The 21988-nt window shown below is 68.3% G+C and carries 20 protein-coding genes and 3 tRNA genes; 18 read left to right on the top strand and 5 right to left on the bottom strand.

The features are described 5' to 3' along the window. Positions 1 to 26 precede the first annotated feature (26 nt). Positions 27 to 108: transfer RNA gene (locus QF046_RS07525), tRNA-Tyr, on the top strand. Positions 109 to 166: 58 nt separating this feature from the next. Here the strand turns inward: QF046_RS07525 and QF046_RS07520 are convergent. Then, positions 167 to 667 (bottom strand): GNAT family N-acetyltransferase, encoded by a 501-nt coding sequence (locus QF046_RS07520; protein ID WP_307367873.1) that lies wholly within the window; start codon positions 665 to 667, stop codon positions 167 to 169. A gap of 47 nt (positions 668 to 714) precedes the next feature. Next, positions 715 to 1029: a DUF2249 domain-containing protein gene (locus QF046_RS07515; protein ID WP_307367870.1), complete on the bottom strand. Its 315-nt coding sequence runs from the start codon at positions 1027 to 1029 to the stop codon at positions 715 to 717. A gap of 58 nt (positions 1030 to 1087) precedes the next feature. Here QF046_RS07515 and QF046_RS07510 point away from each other — a divergent pair, with 58 nt between their 5' ends. The 12 genes from QF046_RS07510 to QF046_RS07455 all read left to right on the top strand — a co-directional run bounded on the left by QF046_RS07510 (position 1088) and on the right by QF046_RS07455 (position 12573). After that, positions 1088 to 1756, top strand: a complete 669-nt coding sequence (locus QF046_RS07510; RefSeq protein ID WP_307367866.1) for a metalloregulator ArsR/SmtB family transcription factor — start codon at positions 1088 to 1090, stop codon at positions 1754 to 1756. Then, entirely contained in the window at positions 1753 to 3060 is a 1308-nt protein-coding gene (locus QF046_RS07505; protein ID WP_307367863.1) for a hypothetical protein, read from the top strand. Before QF046_RS07510 ends, QF046_RS07505 begins: the two co-directional genes overlap by 4 nt. Then, the gene (locus QF046_RS07500) at positions 3057 to 5795 is read left to right on the top strand and encodes a multicopper oxidase domain-containing protein (RefSeq protein ID WP_307367860.1); all 2739 of its coding nucleotides are present in this window, start codon (positions 3057 to 3059) and stop codon (positions 5793 to 5795) included. The genes QF046_RS07505 and QF046_RS07500 overlap by 4 nt, the downstream gene beginning before the upstream one ends. A gap of 268 nt (positions 5796 to 6063) precedes the next feature. After that, on the top strand, positions 6064 to 6747 hold the full coding sequence (locus QF046_RS07495; protein WP_307367856.1) for a GntR family transcriptional regulator: 684 nt from the start codon (positions 6064 to 6066) through the stop codon (positions 6745 to 6747). A 9-nt stretch (positions 6748 to 6756) separates the two neighbouring features. Further along, complete coding sequence (locus QF046_RS07490) at positions 6757 to 7248, top strand: FBP domain-containing protein (protein ID WP_307367853.1); 492 nt, start codon at positions 6757 to 6759, stop codon at positions 7246 to 7248. An 80-nt stretch (positions 7249 to 7328) separates the two neighbouring features. Continuing rightward, a complete protein-coding gene (locus QF046_RS07485) occupies positions 7329 to 8204 on the top strand; it encodes a bile acid:sodium symporter family protein (RefSeq protein WP_307367850.1) in 876 nt (291 codons plus the stop codon). 37 nt (positions 8205 to 8241) lie between these two features. After that, positions 8242 to 9060, top strand: a complete 819-nt coding sequence (locus QF046_RS07480) for an enoyl-CoA hydratase/isomerase family protein (RefSeq protein WP_307367848.1) — start codon at positions 8242 to 8244, stop codon at positions 9058 to 9060. A gap of 98 nt (positions 9061 to 9158) precedes the next feature. Further along, complete coding sequence (locus QF046_RS07475; RefSeq protein WP_307367844.1) at positions 9159 to 10199, top strand: hypothetical protein; 1041 nt, start codon at positions 9159 to 9161, stop codon at positions 10197 to 10199. After that, a complete protein-coding gene (locus QF046_RS07470) occupies positions 10196 to 10987 on the top strand; it encodes an inositol monophosphatase family protein (RefSeq protein ID WP_307367842.1) in 792 nt (263 codons plus the stop codon). The genes QF046_RS07475 and QF046_RS07470 overlap by 4 nt, the downstream gene beginning before the upstream one ends. Before the next feature lie 287 nt (positions 10988 to 11274). Continuing rightward, entirely contained in the window at positions 11275 to 12327 is a 1053-nt protein-coding gene (locus QF046_RS07465) for a M23 family metallopeptidase (RefSeq protein ID WP_307367839.1), read from the top strand. A gap of 67 nt (positions 12328 to 12394) precedes the next feature. Then, positions 12395 to 12466, top strand: a tRNA-Thr gene (locus tag QF046_RS07460). Between the two features lie 33 nt (positions 12467 to 12499). Next, positions 12500 to 12573 (top strand) — tRNA-Met (locus tag QF046_RS07455). A 102-nt stretch (positions 12574 to 12675) separates the two neighbouring features. Here the strand turns inward: QF046_RS07455 and QF046_RS07450 are convergent. The 3 genes from QF046_RS07450 to QF046_RS07440 all read right to left on the bottom strand — a co-directional run bounded on the left by QF046_RS07450 (position 12676) and on the right by QF046_RS07440 (position 16342). Next, entirely contained in the window at positions 12676 to 14193 is a 1518-nt protein-coding gene (locus QF046_RS07450; RefSeq protein WP_307367837.1) for an alpha/beta hydrolase-fold protein, read from the bottom strand. Positions 14194 to 14328: 135 nt separating this feature from the next. Continuing rightward, on the bottom strand, positions 14329 to 15366 hold the full coding sequence (locus QF046_RS07445) for a LacI family DNA-binding transcriptional regulator (RefSeq protein ID WP_307367834.1): 1038 nt from the start codon (positions 15364 to 15366) through the stop codon (positions 14329 to 14331). 133 nt (positions 15367 to 15499) lie between these two features. Next, positions 15500 to 16342: an alpha/beta fold hydrolase gene (locus QF046_RS07440; RefSeq protein WP_307367831.1), complete on the bottom strand. Its 843-nt coding sequence runs from the start codon at positions 16340 to 16342 to the stop codon at positions 15500 to 15502. Positions 16343 to 16459: 117 nt separating this feature from the next. Here QF046_RS07440 and QF046_RS07435 point away from each other — a divergent pair, with 117 nt between their 5' ends. The 5 genes from QF046_RS07435 (at position 16460) to QF046_RS07415 (ending at position 21988) form a co-directional block, all read left to right on the top strand. Further along, entirely contained in the window at positions 16460 to 17026 is a 567-nt protein-coding gene (locus QF046_RS07435; RefSeq protein WP_307367828.1) for a TetR/AcrR family transcriptional regulator, read from the top strand. 307 nt (positions 17027 to 17333) lie between these two features. Continuing rightward, positions 17334 to 17858, top strand: a complete 525-nt coding sequence (locus tag QF046_RS07430; protein WP_307367826.1) for a Rid family detoxifying hydrolase — start codon at positions 17334 to 17336, stop codon at positions 17856 to 17858. A gap of 12 nt (positions 17859 to 17870) precedes the next feature. Next, positions 17871 to 19256 (top strand): aminotransferase class V-fold PLP-dependent enzyme, encoded by a 1386-nt coding sequence (locus QF046_RS07425; protein ID WP_307367824.1) that lies wholly within the window; start codon positions 17871 to 17873, stop codon positions 19254 to 19256. Between the two features lie 222 nt (positions 19257 to 19478). After that, a complete protein-coding gene (locus QF046_RS07420; RefSeq protein ID WP_307367821.1) occupies positions 19479 to 21752 on the top strand; it encodes a carbon starvation CstA family protein in 2274 nt (757 codons plus the stop codon). After that, entirely contained in the window at positions 21752 to 21988 is a 237-nt protein-coding gene (locus QF046_RS07415; RefSeq protein WP_373425675.1) for a YbdD/YjiX family protein, read from the top strand. Before QF046_RS07420 ends, QF046_RS07415 begins: the two co-directional genes overlap by 1 nt.

The following is a 21988-nucleotide window of genomic DNA, read 5'->3' as shown; positions in this document are numbered from 1 at the left end:
CTGGACAAGCCGGACGGGGGTGCACTGGCAAGTTGCCCGAGCGGCCAAAGGGAGCTGACTGTAAATCAGCCGTCATCGACTTCACTGGTTCGAATCCAGTACTTGCCACATCAGGAAGGCCCTCGCAGCGCGGGGGCCTTCCTCTGTCTGCGGGCGTGATCCGTGCTCAGACCGTGGTCAGATCCAGCGCCCAGTCGTTGTGGGCGAGATCTGCACCGCGGAAGGTCTCCGTGAACGTGCCGTGCAGCGTGAAGCCGTTGTGTCGGCAGACGCTGTTGGACGCGATGTTCTCTATGGCGGGGCAGGCGGTCAGCATCCGCCTGTCGCCACGCTGCGTCCGAGCATCTTCGATGATCAGGGCGAGTGCCTGCGATGCGACGCCTCTGCCCTGCGCCTCGGGCACGACGAACCATCCGGCCTCGAAGGCGGGCTCGTCGTGCCACTCCATCTGCCAGTACGCGATGGATCCGACCGGCTGATCGGCCGCGAGGATGGCGAAGATGCGCGCTTCGCCGGACTCGCAGAGCCGCAGATAGCGCTCCTGACGCTCCTGGACCTGCTCATCGGTCTCCGGACCGTTGAGATACGTCGTCATCTCGGGGGTGTTCCCGCGCCGCAGCAGCGGCAGATCGTCGGTCGACCATGGGCGCAGGGTGATTGGTTCCATGCACCGACCCGGCCACGGGCCGCCGACATCCGGTCGCCCGCTCCGACTCAGGCCGCGTTGCGGACCAGGATGCGCCAGCGATCGGGGCCCTCGTCGAGGTAGCGGGCTTTGAAAGCGGCGCCGTGCTTGGCTTCGAGCTGGGTGAGCAGGGGTACCGGGTTGTGCGTGGCGGAGATCACCATGGCCGCACCGGGGCGCAGCGACTCGATCGCGCCGAAGATCGCGGCGTGACGAACGGCGTGCGGGATGGTCTGCACGTCGAGTTCGGGAAGCTCCTCGTCGACCTCGCCGCAGGTGCAGCCTGCGGTGGGGGACTGGTTGGTCGCCTCTGACCTCGATCGGTGGATCTCGATGTCTCCCATGTTCTTCTCCCGCTCTGCGTGTGGATGATTCGCTCCCGATTTTATTACAATGAATACCGTGGAAAACAATCCAACTTCCGAAGACGGCCAGCACGACGGGATCCGTCGGCGCGTCGACGGCCGTCGCCACTCGTCCACGCGGGAGAGGATCCTCCGCGAGGTCGAGTCCCGCGGCACCGCATCCACGGCCGAGCTCGTCGCCGAGACCGGCCTGCACGAGAACACCGTCCGCGAGCATCTCTCGCGTCTGCGCGCCGACGGCCGGCTGCGCCGCGTCCGCGCCGAGGTCCAGGGGCGCGGACGCCCGGGATGGCTCTGGCAGGCCCCACCGGCCGACGTCGTGAATCCGTACGCCGGACTGGCGCTCGCCCTCGCCGACACCCTGACCCGCGTGAGCGAGGACCCGACCGCACAGGCCCGTGCCTCCGGCATGCGGTGGGGCGGCGAGATCGTCGAGCAGCAGGCGGATGCCGTCGACGACCCCCGCGCGCTGGCGATCGACGTGATGCGTCAGCAGGGCTTCGCCCCCGAGGTCGAGGGCGAGGACATCGTCCTGCACCGCTGCCCGCTGCTCGCTGCCGCGGCGCGCCGCACCGACGTCGTCTGCGCCGTGCACGAGGGGATGCTCGCGGGCATCGTCGGCTCGCGCGACCCGCAGGCGGATGCCAGGCTGCTGCCGTTCCAGGCCGACGGCGCCTGCATCCTGCGGCTGCGCGCCGCCTCGTGAACGCCGGTCCGCGGAGCACGGCATCCCGCCGCCGGGTGCCGGTGCGGATGCTGTGGATGCTGCCCGCCGGTCTCGCCCTGCTCGCCGGTCTCGACGCCGGAATGCTGCTGCTCGGTCTGCCCGCCCCGGTCACCACCGAGCGCCTGCCCGAGGTGCACGGGATGCTGCTCGTGCTCGGTTTCGTCGGCACGCTGATCAGCCTCGAGCGCGCCACCGCCTACTCCCGACCGATCGGGTTCCTCGCCCCGGCCCTGCTGGGCCTGGGCGGCATCCTGCTCATCGTGACGCCGGTGCCGCTGGTCGCTGCCAAGATCGTGCTGGCCGCGGGCGCCGCGGCCTTCCTCCTGCTCTACATTCCCCTGTGGCAGCGGCAGTACGATGCCGCCCTGCTCACCCAGCTGCTCGCCGCCGGCCTCGGACTGGTGGGCGCCGTGATCTGGATCGGCCAGGACGAGATGACGCGCATCATCCCGTGGCTGATCGGATTCCTGGTGCTGACGATCGCCGCCGAGCGCGTGGAACTCGCGCGCATCACCATGGGGCCGCAGGCCGGCATCCGGCTTCTGCTGCATGCCTGGGCGGTGACCGGCGCGCTGGTCGTCGGCGTCGTCTTCCCGGATGCCGGGGCGATGCTGCTCGGTGTCGTCCTGCTCTCGCTGACCGGGTGGCTGGTCGTGCACGACGTCGCCCGGCGCACGATCCGCGCGCAGGGCGTGACCCGCTACATGGCCGCGTGCATCCTCGCCGGGTACGTGTGGCTGGCGGTCGCCGCGCTCGTGCTGCTGCTCGGCTACCCCTCGGAGCAGCCCGCCTACGACGCGGTGATCCACGCGGTGTTCCTCGGGTACACGTTCTCGATGATCATGGCGCACGCGACCACGATCCTCCCAGCCGTGCTGCACCTGCCGCTGCCGTACCGGCCCGCGTTCTGGGTGCCGATCACGGTGCTGCAGGTCGCGCTGATCGTGCGGGTGTGGATCGGCGACGGGCTCGGGATCCCGGCCGCGTGGCAGGTCGGCGGGGTGCTGGGTGTGATCGCACTGCTGCTGTTCGTGCTCACGGCCGTGACGAGTGCCGTGATGGGGCCGGTGAAGCGCGCTTCGGCATCCGCTTCCGTCGGCGCCGTCGTCGCTCCCGCTCGGGAGGAGAACTCCGGCTCGGGAGGACGGATGCTGCTGAAATCTCCTCCCATCCGTGAGAACTCCTCCCGAACGGGTGCGGGTGCGGGTGCGGGTGCGGGTGCGGGTGCGGGTACGGGTGCGGATGCGGATGCGGGTGCGGATGCCGACGGGACCACAGCATGAGCCACTTCCTGGGCGCAACACCTCCGACCCCGGCCAGGAACCGCGGATTCTGGCCGATGCGCGACATCCCCACCGTCGTCTGGCTGCTGCTGACCGTCATCGCGGCCGTCGCCCACCGCGCCCTGCCGATGCCTGGCTGGCTGATGTTGCACCTGCTGCTGCTTGGCGCCGTCACCCACGCGATCCTGACGTGGAGCCAGTACTTCTCGTTCGCCCTGCTGCGCAGCCGGGCCACCGAGGCCGATCGCCGCACGCAGAACATCCGCCTGATCCTGTCCAACTCCGGCGCCGCCATCGTCATCGCGGGTGTCCTCACGCGCCTCTGGCCGGTCACGATCGTCGGAGCCGCGGCCCTGGTCGTGGCCGTGATCTGGCACGCGGTGAGCCTGATCCACCGGTCCCGCCACAGCATGCCCGGTCGGTTCGGCCGCACGATCCGGTACTACATCGCATCCGCCGCCCTGCTGAGCATCGGCGCGTCGCTGGGCGCATGGCTCGCGCGCGGCGACGGGGCGCCGAACCTCGTGCTGGCCCACGCCTTCCTCAACGTGCTGGGCTGGATCGGCCTCACGGTGGCAGGCACCGTGGTCACCCTGTGGCCGACGATCCTGCGCACGCGTGCCGACGGGCACGCAGCAGGAGGTGCCGCGCGCGCCCTGCCGCTGCTCGCCGGTGGTGTCGTCGCGGCCGCGACCGGTGCCGCGCTGTCGCAGCTGCTGATCGTCGGCGTCGGGCTCGTCGCCTACCTGATCGGGCTCGTGATCATCGGCGTCTCGCTGTTCCGCGCCGCCCGGCAGAAGGCTCCGCGCAGCTTTTCTGCCATGTCCGTAGGCCTGGCCCTGGTGTGGTGGGCGGGCTCCGTCGCAGTGCTCGCGGTCGGCGCGGTCGTCTCAGCCGTCGACGGTTCGGGCTTCGAGGCGCTCGCCGCGCTCGTCGACCAGGTCGTCCCGTATCTCGCCGCCGGCTTCGCCGCGCAGGTCGTGCTGGGTGCGCTCAGCTACCTGATCCCCGTCGTGCTCGGCGGTGGCCCGACTCCGGTGCGCGTCGGCACCACGGGGTTCGATGCGGCGGGCCCGCTGCGGGTTACGGTCGCCAACGCCGCGCTCGCCGTCTGTGCCCTGCCGGTGTCGAGCCTGATGCGTGTGGCGGCATCCGTCCTGTATCTGATCGCGATGGCATCCTTCCTGGTCGTGATGCTGCGCGCGATGCGCGCGCAGCGCCGCGCCAAGGCGCCCGGCCTCGCCGGTGTGGGGCAGAAAAGCATCCCCGAGGCCGCCGCGGGCGACGTTTCTGATCCATCCTCGGTGCGGGAGGCCGCTGCGAGCGACGTTTCTGATCCAGCCCGCGCGCAGAGGCCGGCGCGCCGGCACGGACCCATGGTGCCCGAGGGTGAGCAGCCGCAGGGTCGCCGCGCCGGGCAGGCCGTCGCGGGGCTGCTGGCCGTGCTGCTGGTCGTCGCCGGGACCGCGGCGGCGGATCCGGTCGGGCTCGGCTGGAGCGCGGCGGCGACGGGGGATGCGGATGCCCCGGTGCGGACCGTGCAGGTCGAGGCGGCGGACATGCGCTTCACCCCGAACCGCATCGAGGTCCCGGCCGGCACCCGCCTGATCATCGAGGTCACCAACACCGACGCGTCGCTCGTGCACGACCTGGTGTTCGCGAACGGCATCGCGGGCAAGCGACTCGCTCCCGGGCAGTCCGAGACGATCGACGTGGGCGTGATCACCGGCGACCTCGACGGCTGGTGCTCGATCGTCGGCCACCGGCAGATGGGCATGACACTGCAGATCGTCGCGAGCGGAGCCGCCCCCGCACCGGCTGCGACCGACGACGCGCACGCCGGGCACGACATGGGCGCGAAGACGGATGCCGAGCCCGGCCCCGACTTCACGCCGTACCGGGCCGCGCTGGATCCGCTTCCGGCATCCGCTTCTCCCGTCACCCGCGAGCTGACGCTCACCGTGCGCGACGAGAAGAAGGAGGTCGCGCCGGGCATCACCCAGACGCTGTGGACCTACAACGGGTCCGCACCGGGGCCGCTGCTGCACGGCAGGGTGGGCGACAGGTTCGTCATCACGCTGGTGAACAAGGGCTCGATGGGGCACTCCATCGACTTCCACGCCGGGGTTCTCGCGCCCGACCATCCGATGCGCACGATCGCGCCGGGGGAGAGCCTGACGTACACGTTCACCGCGACCCGCGCCGGCATCTGGATGTACCACTGCTCGACCATGCCCATGACAGCGCACATCGCGAACGGCATGTACGGCGGCGTCGTCATAGAACCCGCCGACCTGCCCGCGGTGGACCGCAGCTACGTGCTCGTGCAGGGGGAGTACTACCTGGGAGACCACGACGGCGGCGAAGTCGACGTCGACAGGATCGCCACGCGCGACCCCGACCTGGTCACCTTCAACGGCTACGCGAACCAGTACGATCACGCGCCGCTCGAGGCGAAGGTCGGTGAGCGGGTTCGGGTGTGGGTGCTGGATGCCGGCATCGAGCGACCGACGAGCTTCCACGTCATCGGCGGACAGTTCGACACCGTCTGGTCCGAGGGCGCGTATCTCCTGAACAGGTCGGCCGACACCGGCTCGCAGGCGCTCGGACTGCAGCCCGCGCAGGGCGGCTTCGTGGAGCTGACCTTCCCTGAGAAGGGCACCTACCCGTTCGTGTCTCACTTCATGCTCGACGCCGAGCGCGGCGCGCACGGATTGTTCGACGTGACCGAATAGTCCGCCGCCTCGGGCGAGGGTCGAGCCGCGTGCGAGGGGCACTGCCGAGGGGAGAGAAGAACGGGGCCGCCGTGTTGCACGGGGACCCCGTTCTCAAGCGGCGCCGACCCCGCGTGACGAGCACGCGCCGTGCGATCTGAAATGAGGGGACTGATCACACGGTTACCCAGGCCGGAACCGTGACCGGGGCTGGGGAACACTCGGTCAGTGCGACCGTACTATGCTGGAGGCTGAAACTCAAATTTCAATTGGCCTGAGGAGGATGCGGATGCCGATTCCCAGTGCGAGTCGAGTCGGCGAGGTGCCGCGGCAGCTGGTCCGTGAACGGGTGCATCTGACCATCCGCGAGGCGATCCTGTCCGGTGTCCTCGCGCCAGGCGAGCGGCTCGACGAAGCGGCGCTGCGCGGCTGGCTGGGCGTCTCGGCGACACCGATCCGTCAGGCTCTGCACGCGCTCGTGATCGAAGGGCTCGTGGAGTCGGCGCCGCAGTCGCACACCATCGTCGCCATGCCCCGCGCCGATCGGGTGGTGGAGAATCTGCAGACCCTCGGCGTCATGATCGTGGGAGTCAGTGCCCTGACGGTACCCGTGCTCACCGAAGCCGATCGCATGCTTCTGGCAGAACTCGCCGGAAGGACGGCCGACCGACTCGCCGAGAGCGACGCCATCGCTGCGGCCGTGGTATCGGGTGAGTACTTCCAGCGGCTCGTGGAACGATGCCCCAACCGCGTGCTCATCGGCATCATCGAGCGCTTCGGCGTGCCACTGGGGCATCACGCCTTCAGCGCCCGTGATGGACTCGGAGCCGCAGTGGAGGAGCTCGAGCCCGCGTATCGAGGGCTGCAGGCGGCGATGTCCGCCAATGACGCTGCCGGCATCGATCACGCGACCCGACGGGCATTCCTGCTCACCGGCGTGGACCACTCGTCCCCTGGCGGCGATCCTTCCTAGACTGAATCGATGCGAGCACTGACCGAGACCCAGATCCGAGATGCGATCCGGAACGCGGATGCCGATGAGGTCGCCGAGGTCGGGATGCCGCACGATCTCATCCTCACCGACTGGGACTACGTCGACTTCCTCGCGTGGCGCGACCCGGAATCCAGCCGCCGCGCGGTGGTGATCGTCGAGCACGAGGGTGCTCCGGTGGGGATCGTGCTGCGAGCGACCGATCCGGCACGAGTGCGCTCGGGCATGTGCAACATCTGCCACACGCTGCAGCCCGGCAACCAGGTGGCGCTGCTCACCGCGCGCCGCGGGGGAACGAAGGGGCGTCGCGGCGACAGCGCCGGCACGTACATCTGCGCGGACCTGTCCTGCCACGACAACGTGCGCCTCGCGCATCCGCTCGCCCCGAACGAGGTGCGCGCGCCCGGGCAGGCCGACATGCGCCTGGACGGCACGCGGGCGCGCATGGAGAAGTTCGTGATGCGGGTGCTCAGCGAGGATTGATGGCGTCTCGATCTCGCATTGGTCAAAACAGTAGGTACTGAGATTCACATTGGGTCATACTGAGTCCCATGGGATCAACGTTGACCACCATTGCCTTGCCGATCGCACTCGGCATCATCATGCTCGGCCTCGGCCTGAGCCTCACGCTTGCAGATTTCGCACGCGTGCTGAAGCAGCCGAAGGCGGTGATCACCGCGTTGTTCTGCCAGTTGATCATCTTGCCGGTGGTGTGCTTCGGACTCGTGCTGCTCTTCGATCTTCCACCGGTGCTCGCCGTGGGCATGATGATGCTCGCGGCCTCGCCTGGAGGCACCACGGCCAACCTGTACAGCCACCTCTTCCGCGGCGACATCGCACTGAATATCTCGCTGACCGCTGTGAACTCGGTGATCGCCGTGATCACCCTCCCGGTGATCACGAACGTCGCGATCCTCTACTTCGAGCCCTTCGACGATCAGCTCGGGCTGCAATGGGACAAGGCCCTCGAAGTCTTCGCGATCGTGCTGCTTCCGGTGGCCCTCGGGATGCTTATCCGCAGGTTCTGGCCCAGGTTCGCCGATGGCATGGACAAGCCGGTGCGCATCGCGAGCGTCGTCATCCTCGTCGTCGTGATCGCCGGCGCCGTCGCATCCAACTGGAAGCTGCTCTCCGAGAACTTCGCCCAGCTCGCGGTCATCACGATCCTGTTCTGCCTGATCAGTCTCGGCATCGGCTTCGTGGTTCCGCGGATGCTGAAGATCGGCAGGCGCCAGGCCATCGCGACGTCGTTCGAGATCGGCATCCACAATGCGACTCTGGCGATCGTCATCGCGCAGACCGTGCTCGGCTCGACCGAGCTCATGCTGCCCGCCGCCGTCTACGGCGTGTTGATGTTCTTCATCGCCTTCGGGTTCGGATTCCTCATCCGGGACCGGACGCCGCAGCAGGTGCACGCCGAGGCCCCGGCGATACGCTGAACCAGACCGCCGCAAAGACCCGCTGCAAGGAGATCCCATGACCGAATCCATCCTCTTCACGGTCGATGACGGCCTCGCGCGCCTCACACTGAACCGGCCCGCGAGCCTGAACGCCTTCGACGCCGACCTGGCGATGGCGTGGCGCGACGTCACGGCTGAGGCGGTCGGGCGTGACGACGTGCGGGCGATCATGCTGGATGCCAACGGACGCGCCTTCTGCGCCGGGGGAGACGTTCTGGCGATGGCCACGGGCATGGGCGGCGGCGAGGACATCACCTCGCTCGCGCACGTCATCAACGAGGGCATCCTCACGCTCACCACCTCCGCGATCCCCGTCGTGGCGGCGGCGCACGGCACGACGGCCGGCGGCGGGCTCGGCATCCTGATGTGCAGCGACTACGCGATCGTCGGCGCAGGCTCGAAGATCGGCAGCCTGTACGCGAACATCGGCCTCACCCCCGACCTGTCGGTCTCGGCGCAGCTGGCGCGGGCGATCGGCGAGCGCCGCGCACTGCAGCTGGTGCTGCAGGACCGGATGCTGACGGCATCCGAAGCCGTGGAATGGGGACTCGTCGCCGAGGCGGTCGAGGGCCCTTCGACGGGCTCAGGGACCCAGGATGCCGCGGCGGAAGCGGATGCCGTGCGCGAGCGCGCCGAGCAGGTGGCGCGGTTCTGGCTGGCAGGCGCCGCCGGTGCCTACGGGCACGCGAAGCGACTGGTGCGCTCGCAGCCCTCGCGCACCTTCGCCGAGCAGCTGGCCGAGGAGGCCAGCTCGATCGGTGCGGCGTTCGATACCCCGGATGCTCAGGCGCGCGTGGCCGGGTTCGCCGCCGCATCGAAGAAGACCGCCCGCTGACATCGGCATCCGTTCGCCCCGTCCCGTCGCATGGCAGGATGAGAGCGACCGGGAGGACCCTCATGTCTGAAACCACACCGCCGCCCGCGGCGACGTCCATGACCTCGAAACTGATGCGCGGTGCGATCTGGATCGCGATCGGCTCACTGATCGCGGCGGCCATCGTGTGCGTGGTCTGGGTGCTCATCGGCAATCAGGACGGCATCATCGGCCGCGCGTTCCTCACGATCCTGCTGCTGGCGGCCTTCGCGGGGATCGCGATCGTCGAGTCCAACGTCGCCGCACGCCGCCCCGAATGGCTCGTGCTCGCGAGCATGGTCACCTGGATCGTCGTGCTGCTCGTCGGCGCCGTCAAGATCTGGCTGCCCGCACCCGAGCCGGATTACGGGTACGGGTTCAGCAGCTCGTCCGGGGGCATGCGGGTTCTGCAGTTCCTCGTGGTCATCGGGATCCTCCAGCTCACGCTTGTGCACGTGCGACTGTTCCTGCATGCGGCGCAGCGCTACGTGACGATGTTCACGCGGGTCGTCGTGATCGTGACCTTCGTCATGCTCGCGCTGCTCGTGGCGATGCTGGTCTTCTTCCTCACCTTCCCCGACCAGCTCCACTACAACGACCTGTACTGGCGCATCGTGATCGCGCTGGCGATCCTCGTGGCGGTGGGCACCACTCTCATCCCGCTGCTGAACGCGCTGTTCGCCCCTCGCGCGCCGCGCCCGCAGGTGCAGGCCCCGCAGGGCGCACCCGCGCAGGCCGTGCAGCCGCAGCAGGCGTGGCCGACGTACGCCGACGGCCGCACGCCGCTGCCGGTGATGCCCGATGGCTCACCCGACTGGAACGCGTACTACACCGGTTACCCGACCTACGCGGCGCCGGCCCCGACACAGGACTTCCCGGTCGTGGATGCTGTGCCGCAGGCTCCGTACGCGGTGCCCCAGGATGCCGACCAGCCGGCACCCGCAGCGCCCCCGGCGCCGTACGTTCCCGAGCAGCCGGCTCCCGCAGCCCCGGTGGCAACGCCCGCGCCCGACTACGGCGTCGCACCGCAGAGCCCGCCGGCTCCGCCCGTGCCGCCGGCGCCCCCGGGCGCGAACGGTTCGTTCCCACCGCCGCCCACCATGCCGGGAGGCGCACAGTGAGCGACGTCGATCTCGGTGCGCTCGTCGCGGACATCGCGCGTGAGGCGGGCGATCTGGCCAAGCGTCGACGGGGCGAGGGCGTGTCGCTGGCCGCGACCAAGTCGACCTTGGCGGACATCGTCACGGAGGCCGACCGCGAGGTGGAGCGCCTGATTCGCGACCGGGTGCGCGCCGAGCGGCCGGGCGACGGATTCCTCGGTGAGGAGACCGGCGCCGACCGCGGCACCAGCGGACTGACCTGGGTGGTCGACCCGATCGACGGGACCGTCAACTACGCCTACGGCATCGCGTCGTACTCGGTGAGCATCGCGGTGGTGGAGGGCGAGCCCGATCCGGAGCGCTGGCAGGGCGTTGCGGCCGCTGTGAACGCCCCCGTGCTCGGGGAGCTGTTCACCGCGGTGCGCGGTGAGGGCGCATGGCTGGACGGCACGCGCCTCGCGGTGAACGAGGAGACGCCGGCCGGCGCGCTGCTCGGAACAGGCTTCGGCTACGACCCCGCCACGCACGACGGCGACCTCGCGATGGTGCGCCGCGTGATGACGATGGCGCGCGACCTGCGCCGGATGGGCTCGGCGGCGATCGACCTGTCCTATGTCGCCGCTGGACGACTGGACGGATACTTCGAGCGCGGACTGAATGCGTGGGACTTCGCCGCCGGGGCGATCCTCGTGCAGGAGGCCGGAGGATCGGCGACAAGGCTGGAGCTGGACAGCGCTCGCCCGATGCTCGTCGCCGGAGGGCCGGCTGTCCACGGGCGGCTGCTCGACATCATTGGCGGTGGTGCGTGAGTCGAGCGTTCGCCACGCGCTCGGACTCATGGCTTTCTCAGCCCTGAAGATGTAGTCTTTACCCGATCGTTACTTTCGTTACCCTGATTTCGAAGGTGACCAAGCGCCCCCGAGCTTGACCGCGACCCGAGAGATCTGATTTGCCCCCTGTACGCCCTGAGGATGAGTCTGCGCCCACGCGCCGATCCAACCGACTCCGCACCGCGGCAACCGGACCTTCGGAGACTCCCGAGATCATTGCGACGTCGGATGCTGTCAGCGCACCCGTCGAGTCCGCAGACATCACGATGAGTCGCCGCGCTCTGCGCCTCGCTCTCGCCGCGTCTGCGGCATCCGTCGTCCCCGCGGCCGTCGTCGCCGCGGCCGAGGATGCGGACATCCCCGTCGTCGAGGTCGAGCCGGTCGTCGAGGCAACCGAGCCGGTCGTCGAGCCCGAGACCGAGTCGACTCCCGTCATGGATGCGTTCGCGCAGGCATCCGGTGCTCTCGGTTTCGCGCCCGTCCGCGATGACGAGCCCGCAGCTTCCGCCTCCGCCTCCGATGAGCCTCTGCTCGTCGGCGCGACTCCCGCATCCGTGCACGCGGCTCCGCGTCGCCATCGTGTGGCGAAGCGCCTCGTCGCCGCAGGCGCGAGCCTCGGCGTCATGACGGTGGCCGGCTTCATGGCCGTGTCGATGACGCTGCCGGCCACTGCCGTGGCCGCCGCGCAGGGTGGGGCGGCTCCGGTCGCATCCCTCGTCGCCGCGGATGCCCAGAAGTCGACTGCGAAGGTCCCCGACGACGAGATCCAGGCGTTCGTCGCCTCGTCCGGCGTGAAGGACGAGGCGCTGGTGCGCTCGGACGAGTACTCGACGGTCTCGCTGATCGATGTCGCGGCCGAAGAGAACATCCGCTTCTCCGACAGCCTGTACACGAACGACCCTGAGGCCGCGATCCAGTGGCCGTTCATGGTCGGAGTCGCGATGAGCTCGCCCTACGGCATGCGCAACGGCCGCATGCACGCGGGCATCGACCTCGTCCCCGGCAACGGCGCGACGATCCAGGCGATCGCCGACGGAACCGTGCGGATCGCGACCGAGTCCGGTGGCGCCTACGGTGTCACCGCATACGTCGACCACATCATCGACGGCAAGGTCGTCACGAGCCACTACGCGCACATGCAGCACGGTTCGCTGCAGGTCAAGGCCGGGCAGAAGGTCAAGGTCGGGGACACCATCGGAAAGGTCGGCAACACCGGTCGTTCCTATGGCGCTCACCTGCATTTCGAGATCATCATCAATGGCTCAACGGTCAATCCGCTGGACTGGATGCGCAAGAACGCGGGCCGGTACTCGTACTGACGCCTCGATTTCGTGAGACGGGCTCGCTGATGGTAATCTCGTCTGGTTGCCCTGACACGGGCAGCACGCCCCGATAGCTCAGTGGCAGAGCACTTCCATGGTAAGGAAGGGGTCGTCAGTTCAATCCTGACTCGGGGCTCGCAACGTCTGATCTTATGATCGGATGCCGTGCGGCAGGGTAGCTCAGATGGTGAGAGCGCACGACTCATAATCGTGAGGTCGCGGGTTCGATCCCCGCTCCTGCTACAGACAGAAAAACCCTCGGAATCTCCGAGGGTTTTTTGTTTCCCTGCAGGGCGCCGGCGGGTGCGAGACCCGCCGACGCCCTCGTCGCTGCTGCCGGAGCGGTTACTGCCAGTACTCCAGGCTGAAGGTGATCTGGTCTGCGACTGCGCGCAGTCCGTCCACCTGGTCGGCGGTGAGCTTGCCGGTCTTCTGGAAGACGCTCACCTGGTTCAGGAACACGTTGAGCTGGTCCAGCGAGCCCGCGGTGTCACCGGCGGCGAGAAGGGCGAGCGCCCCGTCGAGCTTCACCGTCAGTGCGTTAGCGTTGCCCTGGTTCAGGCCGGACGCGGCCACGCCGTCCTTGAGCTGGCCGATCTCGTCCTGCACGAACGCCTCGGGCTGCCACACGTAGTCGCGGGCGAACGTGGTGAACATCTGGTTCCAGGCGTTGAAGTCATGCGCACCGGAGACCACCACGTTCTCCACGAAAGCGACCTTGTCGAGATCGGCGACGGTGTTGGCGTTCGGAAGTCCGAAGTCCCACTTGCCGCCGCCGTAGAGGATGTACGGCGCGCCGATGTTCTCCGTAGTCGCGCGCACGCTCGCCCCGCCGCTCCACGGTCCGTAGTAGCCGAACTCCGTCGCGTCGTAGTTGATGATGCTCTGTGTAATTCCGGCGCCCATCGACAGGCCAGCGAAGGCGCGGTCGATGGCCTTGGTGGACACGTTGTAGTTCCCCTCGACGAACGGCATGACGACGTCGCGGAGGTTCTGGTATCCCTGGTTCGCCGCACCCATGTAGGTGGAGTTCGTCGAGATGACCACCGCGGGCTCGGTGTCGCCATCTTGGATGAGGTTGTCCATGATGACAGGCACATCACCGATGGTCATCCAGTCGGACTGGTCCTGTCCGCTGCCGTGCTGCATGTAGATGGTCTTGTACGGCTCGGCGCGGTCGGGGTCGTATCCCGGGGGCAGGTAGACGCCGACGGTGCGCGTCGTGCCGCCGATCTCGAACGGCACGTAGCTGAAGTCGCCCTTGGGCGCGTCGGCGCGCTCGAGCTCGATCTGCCGGGCTTCAAGCGGAGCGAAATCCTGCTTGGCGTCGTCGTACGGCACGTACACCTTGTTGAAGGCGCGGCGTGCATTTCCGGTGAGGCCGTCGGGTGCGAAGTTCGGTGCGTTGGCAGGGTCGGGCGCCCAGTAGTTGCGGTCGCCGTCCACGTAGAACCAGTACTGGTTCACACCGGCCGCCAGTGGAACGTCGGTGACCCAGTAGCCGTCTCCGACGTTCGTCATCGCGACCTCGTAGCCGCCACCTCCGCGCATGAGTCCGGGCTTGTACTCGTCGGGCTGGTAGACCCGGGTGTCGGACTGGTCGGCCCAGTTGCGCAGCAGGATGTCGGCCACGAAGACGACCGACGTCGCATCCGGGTCGTAGTAGACGAAGTGACCGGTGTAGCCGGTCGGGGAGTCGGCGTCGGCGACGATCGTCGGGCCGGGCGTCGGAGTGGCGTCGGCGGCCTGTGCGACGGCCGGCACGGCTCCGAGGACGAGAGTCAGCGCGAGTCCCGCGGCAGCGAAGGGTCGAAGGCTGCGGGTGGGTGGGCAGGTGTCTTGAGATCGGCGGATTCTGAACACGATACTTCCTTCTCGAAGGGTGTTCGGCAGCGGCGTTGCTGCTCGACAAGGCTGAGACTAGCGGTCATTTACTACGTGGTAAATATCGACGTTCGGCCATAGTCCGAAGGATCCAGGGGTGACTTTCGTCAGGGGTCAGAGCTGCTCGGCGTCGCTGTGGCCCGTCGATTCCCGCGCGACGATGCGGAAGTCGGGTTTGAACGTCTCGGGCGCGCGACGATCGTCCTTCTCGTCGATGCGCAGAATGAGCCGTTCGACGGCGATCGCCGCGATATCGTCGCGGCCGGTGTCGACGGTCGACATCGAGGGCAGCGAGTATGCGCTCTCGTCGATATTGTCGAAGCCGATCACTGCCACGTCGTCCGGCACGCGTCGACCGCGCTCGCCGAGTGCGCGCAGCGCACCCAGTCCGAGCGTGTCGCTGAGCGCGAAGACCGCGTCGAACGGCACGCCGTCGTCGATCAGGCGCCGCATCGCGGCGGCGCCGCCGGCCCGGTGCCACTCCGACATCGGGGTCTCCCTCACGAGCGCGGGGTCGATCGGCACGCCCGCGCTCTCAAGCGCCTCGCGGTACCCGCGCACGCGCAGGTTCGCCGAGTTCGCCTCGGCGCCCCGGGGGTCGGCGCCGATGACCGCGATCCGGCGACGACCGATCCCGAGCAGGTGCTCGGTCGCGGCCCTGGCCGACGAGGTGTTGTGCATGGTGACGTGGTCGGTGGGACCGCCGAAGATCCGTTCTCCCAACAGCACCAGCGGGCTGCCGACGTCGAGAGCGTCGACGTCGTCCTGCCCGAGTGCGACGGGGCTGAACAGCAGTCCGTCGAGCAGTCGCGGGCGGCTGTTCGACACCGCGTTCAGCTCGGCTTCGCGTCGGCCGCCGGTCTGCTCGACGACCACGATGAGATCGTGTCGTGCCGCGGCCCGGATCACGGCGTCGGCCAGTTCGGCGAAGTAGTTCTCGCGCAACGACGGCACGGCGAGACCGATCACTCGGGACCGGCCGGAGCGCAGGCCGCGCGCGTTCAGATTCGGTCGGTAGTCCAGCTCGGCGATCGCTGCTCGGACACGCTCGCGCACCGCCGGTCGCACGTGCAGGTAGTCGTTCACGACGTTCGACACGGTCTTCGCCGAGACGCCCGCCAGGCGGGCGACATCGTGCATCGTCGCGGACATAGGCGACCCTCCCTCTCTGCCAGACGAGCATATGCGCATGCGCACTTGGACGCGTGTTGCGGCGAACGGGGAGGGGCGACCGCGCGGCGTTCCGTGGGGCCCGGGGAAGTCTCTCCCCGGGCCCCACGAGCGCTCACTTGCGGAGGAACTCCGTGAGTGCGGCGTTGACCTCGTCGGTGTGGGTCCACAGCAGACCGTGAGGAGCGTTCTCGATCTCGACGTAGGTGGCCTCCGGCACCAGTGCGTGGAATGGACGGGCGGTCGAGTCGATCGGCAGGATGCGGTCGGCGGTGCCGTGCAGGATGAGGACGGGTTTGCCGCTCTCGCGGACGGCCGCGATGTCGCTGCTGAAGTCCTCGATCCATGCCGGGACGACGGCGTAGGAGGCGACAGGAGCACTGCCGATGGCGACGTTCCAGCTGCCGTCGACGGCGGCCTGGCTGATGCGCGTGCCGAGGTTCTCGTCGAGGTTGTAGAAGTCGGAGTAGAAGGCGGTGTACCAGGCGAAGCGATCGGCCTTGGCGGTCGCCGCGATGCCGTCGAAGACCTCTTGGGGGACTCCGGCCGGGTTCTGCTCGCCGGCGACGAGCATCGGGCCGAGGGATCCGAGGAACGCGAGCTTGGCGACACGCTCGTGGCCGTAGCGGCCGACGTAGCGGGCCAGCTCGCCGGTGCCCATCGAGAAGCCGGCCAGGATGACGTCGCGCAGGTCGAGGGTCTCGAGCAGCGTGTTCAGGTCGGAGGCGAAGGTGTCGTAGTCGTATCCGTCGTTCACCTTGGATGACTGGCCGAATCCGCGGCGGTCGTACGTGATCACGCGGTAGCCCTGTGCGAGCAACTCGCGGGTCTGACGCTCCCAGCTGTGTCCGTCGAGCGGGTAGCCGTGGATCAGAACGACCGGCTGGCCGGAACCCTGATCCTCGTAGTACAGCTCGATGTCGGTGCTGTTCTCGGTGCCGACCTTGATCGTTGCCATGATGAGTTCCTTTCTCAGGATCCCCGTTGAGGATCATTGGCAGTGAGAACGCTCGTTCTCGCTGGGTATTCCCTCACGGTAGAGAACGATCGTTCTCATGTCAAGTACACTGGAGGAATGACAGATGACGAGGCACGCGAGAAGATCCTCTCGGCCGCAGCGGATCTCTACTACAGCAAGGGATACGCGGCTGTCGGCATGGACGAGCTCCGCGCGGCGGCCGGGGTGTCGCTGCGCCGGCTGTACGGGCAGTTCCCGTCCAAGTCCGACATCATCAAGGGGGTGCTCTCGCGCGCGCACGACTCCTGGGAGCAGGGCGTGACGAACAGTGTGGATGCTGCGGGTCCGGAGGCGCACGACCAGCTGATCGCCGTCTTCTCGTACCTGCAGAGCTGGTTCTGCGCAGACGACTTCCGAGGCTGCGCGTTCATCAACGCCTTCGCCGAGCTCGGGGGCACTGACCCCGAGGTCGCCGCTCTCGTCCGTGAGCACAAGAAGACGTTCCAGCAGTACATGGCCGGCCTCGTGGCCGAGCTGGGCGGCAGCGAGCTGCTGGCCGCGCAGCTCGCCATCCTCGCCGAAGGGGCTCAGAGCACCGCGGCGATCTCCGGCAGCCCCGTCGCGGCCGACCAGGCGCTCGCCGCAGCCGAGGTGCTGATCGCCGCCTCGCTCCGCGCGGCCTGAGGCACTGCGGCCCACGCCCAACCCTCGCTCGCAGGGCGCAGCACGCCGCGTCCCCGCCGACGAGACGGCGAGTTGCGACCTGCGAAGCGCCTGGTGAGGCGCCCTGCGCAACGCCCGCCGTATACCGGTATACCGCTCATCGCGTCTCCTGCACCGTTCGTCGCATGGTCGCGCAGGGTCCGACGGCGGTCATGGTGCCCCAGGAGGCTCCTCCCTAACGTGGCCGGCACGCGACGTCCCGTTCTGAACGTGCCGCCGCATTGCGAGTCGCATCGTCGCGCTCGAACCGAACTCGAAGGAGATTATCTTGTTCAGTTTCGCCTCTCGACCCCGAACCACGGCACTGTCCGTCGCCGGGGTCGTCGTGGTCACGGGTCTCGCCGTGACCTCTGCAATCGGGGGCTCGGCACACGCCGGTTCACCCGCTCAGCCCGACCGCGGATCCTCCGCCAAGAAGGTTCTCGAGAGCCCCGACGCACCCGCGGCGATCGGGCCCTACTCTCAGGGCATCGCCGCGGGAGGCACGGTGTACGTCTCCGGTCAGCTGCCCATCGATCCGAGGGTCGGCGCGATCGACAACGGCCAGACGATCGCCGAGCAGACCGCATTGTCGGTTCAGAACATCGAGGCCGTCCTGAAGGAGGCGAAGCTCGACCTCGGCGACGTCGTCAGCGCCACCGTGTACCTGGCCGACATGGCCGACTTCGCCGAGTTCAACGTCGTCTACGCCGAATACTTCGGCACCGAGGCAGCCCCCGCTCGCGCGACCGTCGAGGTCGCCGAACTGCCGCTGGGCGCAAAAGTCGAGATCAGCGCGATCGCCGTCCGATAAGGAGTGAACACAATGTCTTCGAACACTGCACAGAGCACAGGATTCTCCCGCCGCACCGCCCTCAAGCTCTTCGGCGCCGGTGCCGGCACCGTGGGCCTCGGAACCCTCGGAATCGCATCCCCGGCGGCGGCATCCACCGTCGTCCCCGCGGCCTCCGACACCGGGTACTGGAACAAGGTCAGGGAGATGTTCACCCTCGACAAGCGGATCCTGTACATGAACGTCGGAACCGTCGGATCGCCCCCGCGCCAGGTGCTCGACGTCGTCGACGCCGTGCACCGGCAGGTGGCGCGCGACGCGGAGGCGTCGTACAGCGACTTCGCCGACGTGCGCGCTGTCATCGCGAAAGCCCACGGCGTCGACACCGACGAGATCGTCATCACGCACAACACCTCCGACGGCATGTCCAAGGCGCTGCTGGGGCTCAACCTCCGCGTGGGCGACGAGATCCTCACCACCAATCACGAGCACTCCGGCGGTGACACCCCGCTGGCGCTGGCCAGAGACCGCTACGGCGTGGTGATCAAGCGCGTCGAGCTGCCGATCGGAGACGATCAGGTTGCGGAGGACTACGTCGAGTTGTTCCGCGCCGGCATCACCGGCCGCACCAAGGTGATCATGTTCTCGGCGCCGACCTACCTCACCGGCACCATGCTGCCGATCCGGATGCTGGCGGAGCTCGCTCAGCAGCACGGGATCATCACGGTCGTCGACGGTGCGCACATCCCCGGCATGATGGCCTACGACTTCCGGGAGCTGGGCGTCGACTTCCTCGCCGGCGCCGGCGCGAAATGGCAGTGCGCACCGGGCGGCACCGGCATCCTCTACATCCGCAACCGTGTGACCGCCGCGAATCCGACCCCGCTGCCCGAGTTCTGGCCGATGGTGTCGTCCGGCTACCCGCGGGACGAGTCCGTCGACCTGCGCTCGCGCGACGAGTCGCAGGACATCGGAAAGTACGCCCAGAGCATCGGCAACGGCACCAAGGCGCTGAACGCCGGGGTGAAGAAGGCGGGCGAGATCTGGGATGAGATCGGCCGACAGCGCATCCAGGACCGTGTGGTCGGACTGGCCGATCGCACCAAGGAGCTCATCGTGGAACGCTGGGGCATCCAGTCCCTGTACTCCGCGAAGAGCGACACCCGTCTGACCTGTGCGCTGACGGGGTTCAACCCGTTCCAGAATCCCGCCGACGTCAAGGACTCCGCGAAGTCCGCTGCCTTCGTCTCGCGGCTGCTCGACGAGTACGGCATCGAGGTGCGCAACACGTCGCTGTCGGTGATCGGCGACTCCGCCAAGCACAGTCCGCTCCGCGTGTCCACGCATCTGTTCCATCAGCCGAGCGACGTGGACCGGCTGATCGACGCGGCCTGGAAACTCTCGAAGAAGATGGCCTGAGCCGTACCGATCGCCGGCCGGGCGTCCCACGTCCGGCCGGCGATCGCACCCCTCGCGGCGCCGCGGACGCCGCCGTTCGTCGCGCATCCGCATCCGTTCGTCGCACGGGTGGATCACCCGTGACGGCGACCCCGATTCGGGATGCCGAACCCCCATATCCTTACCCCGCACACGACGCAACGTCGCTCACCTACGCAACGCCGCGTACCAAGGAGAAGACCCATGACAACCACCCCTGAATCCCGACGGGGCAAGGGCGCGATCGTGCAGGATCCTGACCTGCCTCCCGTCGCCGTCCCCGAGGCCGAGCTCGAGCGGGAGTCCCGCTGGAACCTGCCGAAGATCATCCTGTGGGCGGCGATCGCCCTGCTCGGCGCCGTCGCCTGGACGATGCTCGCGATCGTCCGCGGCGAGACCGTCAACGCGATCTGGTTCGTGTTCGCCGCGGTCTGCACCTACCTGATCGGCTACCGGTTCTACTCCAAGGTCATCGAGCGCTACATCACGCGACCCGACGACCGCCGCGCGACCCCCGCGGAGATCCGCGAAGACGGCAAGGATTACGTCCCCACTGACCGCCGCGTGCTCTACGGGCACCACTTCGCCGCCATCGCCGGCGCCGGCCCTCTCGTGGGGCCGGTCCTCGCCGCGCAGATGGGCTTCCTTCCCGGCACCATCTGGATCATCATCGGCGTCGTCCTCGCCGGTGCCGTCCAGGACTACACGGTGCTGTTCTTCTCGATGCGCCGCGGCGGGCGCTCGATCGGGCAGATGGCCCGCGACGTGCTCGGCAAGGTGGGCGGCACCGCGGCGATCATCGCCTCGCTGCTCATCATGGTCATCATCATCGCGATCCTCGCCCTCGTCGTCGTCAACGCGCTCGGCGAGAGCCCGTGGGGCGTCTTCAGCGTGTCGATGACCCTGCCGATCGCCCTGTTCATGGGGCTGTACCTGCGCTTCCTGCGCCCGGGCCGCATCACCGAGGTCTCGCTGATCGGCTTCGTGCTGCTCATCGCCGCCATCGCCGGCGGCGGTGCTGTCGCCGGCACCGAGTGGGGTCAGGCGATGTTCCACCTGGACCGCTCGGTGATCGCCTGGGGCATCATCGTCTACGGCTTCATCGCCGCGATCCTTCCGGTGTGGCTGCTGCTGGCCCCGCGCGACTACCTGTCGACCTTCATGAAGATCGGCGTGATCGTCATGCTCGCCGGCGCCATCGTGCTGGTGCGGCCGGAGATCACCGTCCCCGCGTTCACCGACTTCGCCTTCACGGGCCTGGGCCCGGTGTTCTCCGGCCCCATGTTCCCCTTCCTGTTCGTCACGATCGCCTGCGGCGCCCTATCGGGATTCCATGCCCTGATCTCCTCCGGCACCACGCCGAAGCTGATCGAGAAGGAGCGCCAGACGCGGTTCATCGGATACGGCGGGATGCTGATGGAGTCGTTCGTCGCGATCATGGCGCTGGTCGCCGCGATCTCGATCGACCAGGGCATCTACTACGCCATGAACTCCTCCGCAGCCGCCACGCAGGGCACGGTGGAGGGTGCCGTCGCGTTCGTGAACTCTCTCGGGCTCACCGGGGTGAACCTCACACCCGAGATGCTGACGTCCACGGCGCAGTCGGTCGGTGAGGAGAGCATCGTCTCCCGCACCGGTGGGGCGCCGACGCTGGCTCTCGGGCTCGCGCACATCATGCATCAGATCGGCGGCGGCACCGCCATGATGGGGTTCTGGTACCACTTCGCCATCATGTTCGAGGCGCTGTTCATCCTCACCGCCGTCGATGCGGGAACGCGTGTCGCCCGGTTCATGCTGCAGGACTCGATCGGCGCCTGGATCCCGAAGTTCCGCGAGATCAGCTGGCGCCCCGGCGTCTGGATCTGCACGGCGATCATGGTCGCCGGCTGGGGCTACATCCTCATCCTCGGTGTGACCGACCCGCTGGGCGGCATCAACACCTTCTTCCCGCTGTTCGGAATCGCCAACCAGCTGCTCGCGGCCATCGCCCTGGCGGTCGTGTTCGCCATCGTCGCCAAGCGCGGCCGGAGCTACGTGCGCTGGCTGTGGATCATCGGCGTGCCGCTGGCGTTCGCCGCGGTCGTCACGATCACGGCATCCATGTACAAGATCTTCTCGCCCGTGCCGGCCATCGGATACTGGGCGAACAACGCCAAGTACCGGGCCGCACAGGCCGCCGGCGACGGCAGCCTGGGAGCGCCGGAGGTCGTGGAGGCCGTCATCCGCAACACCTCGGTGCAGGGGACGCTGTCGATCATCTTCGTGGTGCTGACGATCGTCGTGATCGTCGTCGCGGTGGGATCGGCGATCAACTCGATCCGCAGGGGGCTGACTGAGGACGGTGAGGATGCCGCGGTGGCTTCGCGCCGCTTCGCACCGGCCGGCTTCCTCGCGACCAGGGCCGAGCGCGAGATCGAGGGCCAGTGGGAGGCTCACGACGCCGCGAACGGCGTGATCCGCAACCCGGCAGGGCACTGATGAGCGCTCCCGAGTTCAGCGTCCGCCCCGCATCCGTCGCCCTGTGGCGCCGGATGCGGGGCGCCGCCGCGAAGGTCCGCTGGTACGTCACGACCCTGATGGGAGACCGCGCGTACGACGTGTACGTCGCGCACCATCGCGCACACCATCCGGATGCTCCCGTTCCCACCGAGAGGCAGTTCTGGTGCGAGCGGATGGCGGAACAGGATCGCAACCCCGGCGCCAGGTGCTGCTGA

Source organism: Microbacterium sp. W4I4 (genome assembly GCF_030816235.1).
Classification (GTDB): domain Bacteria; phylum Actinomycetota; class Actinomycetes; order Actinomycetales; family Microbacteriaceae; genus Microbacterium.
Note: the sequence above shows the minus strand (reverse complement) of the source record. Positions and strands in the feature narration are given on the sequence as shown.

What these genes read in the sequence shown, in the direction of transcription:
- QF046_RS07520 (WP_307367873.1), bottom strand. Translation starts at nt 667, where the DNA reads ATGGAACCAATCACCCTGCGCCCATGGTCGACCGACGATCTGCCGCTG.
- QF046_RS07515 (WP_307367870.1), bottom strand. Translation starts at nt 1,029, where the DNA reads ATGGGAGACATCGAGATCCACCGATCGAGGTCAGAGGCGACCAACCAG.
- QF046_RS07500 (WP_307367860.1), top strand. Translation starts at nt 3,057, where the DNA reads ATGAGCCACTTCCTGGGCGCAACACCTCCGACCCCGGCCAGGAACCGC.
- QF046_RS07495 (WP_307367856.1), top strand. Translation starts at nt 6,064, where the DNA reads ATGCCGATTCCCAGTGCGAGTCGAGTCGGCGAGGTGCCGCGGCAGCTG.
- QF046_RS07490 (WP_307367853.1), top strand. Translation starts at nt 6,757, where the DNA reads ATGCGAGCACTGACCGAGACCCAGATCCGAGATGCGATCCGGAACGCG.
- QF046_RS07480 (WP_307367848.1), top strand. Translation starts at nt 8,242, where the DNA reads ATGACCGAATCCATCCTCTTCACGGTCGATGACGGCCTCGCGCGCCTC.
- QF046_RS07475 (WP_307367844.1), top strand. Translation starts at nt 9,159, where the DNA reads ATGACCTCGAAACTGATGCGCGGTGCGATCTGGATCGCGATCGGCTCA.
- QF046_RS07465 (WP_307367839.1), top strand. Translation starts at nt 11,275, where the DNA reads ATGAGTCGCCGCGCTCTGCGCCTCGCTCTCGCCGCGTCTGCGGCATCC.
- QF046_RS07445 (WP_307367834.1), bottom strand. Translation starts at nt 15,366, where the DNA reads ATGTCCGCGACGATGCACGATGTCGCCCGCCTGGCGGGCGTCTCGGCG.
- QF046_RS07440 (WP_307367831.1), bottom strand. Translation starts at nt 16,342, where the DNA reads ATGGCAACGATCAAGGTCGGCACCGAGAACAGCACCGACATCGAGCTG.
- QF046_RS07435 (WP_307367828.1), top strand. Translation starts at nt 16,460, where the DNA reads ATGACAGATGACGAGGCACGCGAGAAGATCCTCTCGGCCGCAGCGGAT.
- QF046_RS07425 (WP_307367824.1), top strand. Translation starts at nt 17,871, where the DNA reads ATGTCTTCGAACACTGCACAGAGCACAGGATTCTCCCGCCGCACCGCC.
- QF046_RS07420 (WP_307367821.1), top strand. Translation starts at nt 19,479, where the DNA reads ATGACAACCACCCCTGAATCCCGACGGGGCAAGGGCGCGATCGTGCAG.
- QF046_RS07415 (WP_373425675.1), top strand. Translation starts at nt 21,752, where the DNA reads ATGAGCGCTCCCGAGTTCAGCGTCCGCCCCGCATCCGTCGCCCTGTGG.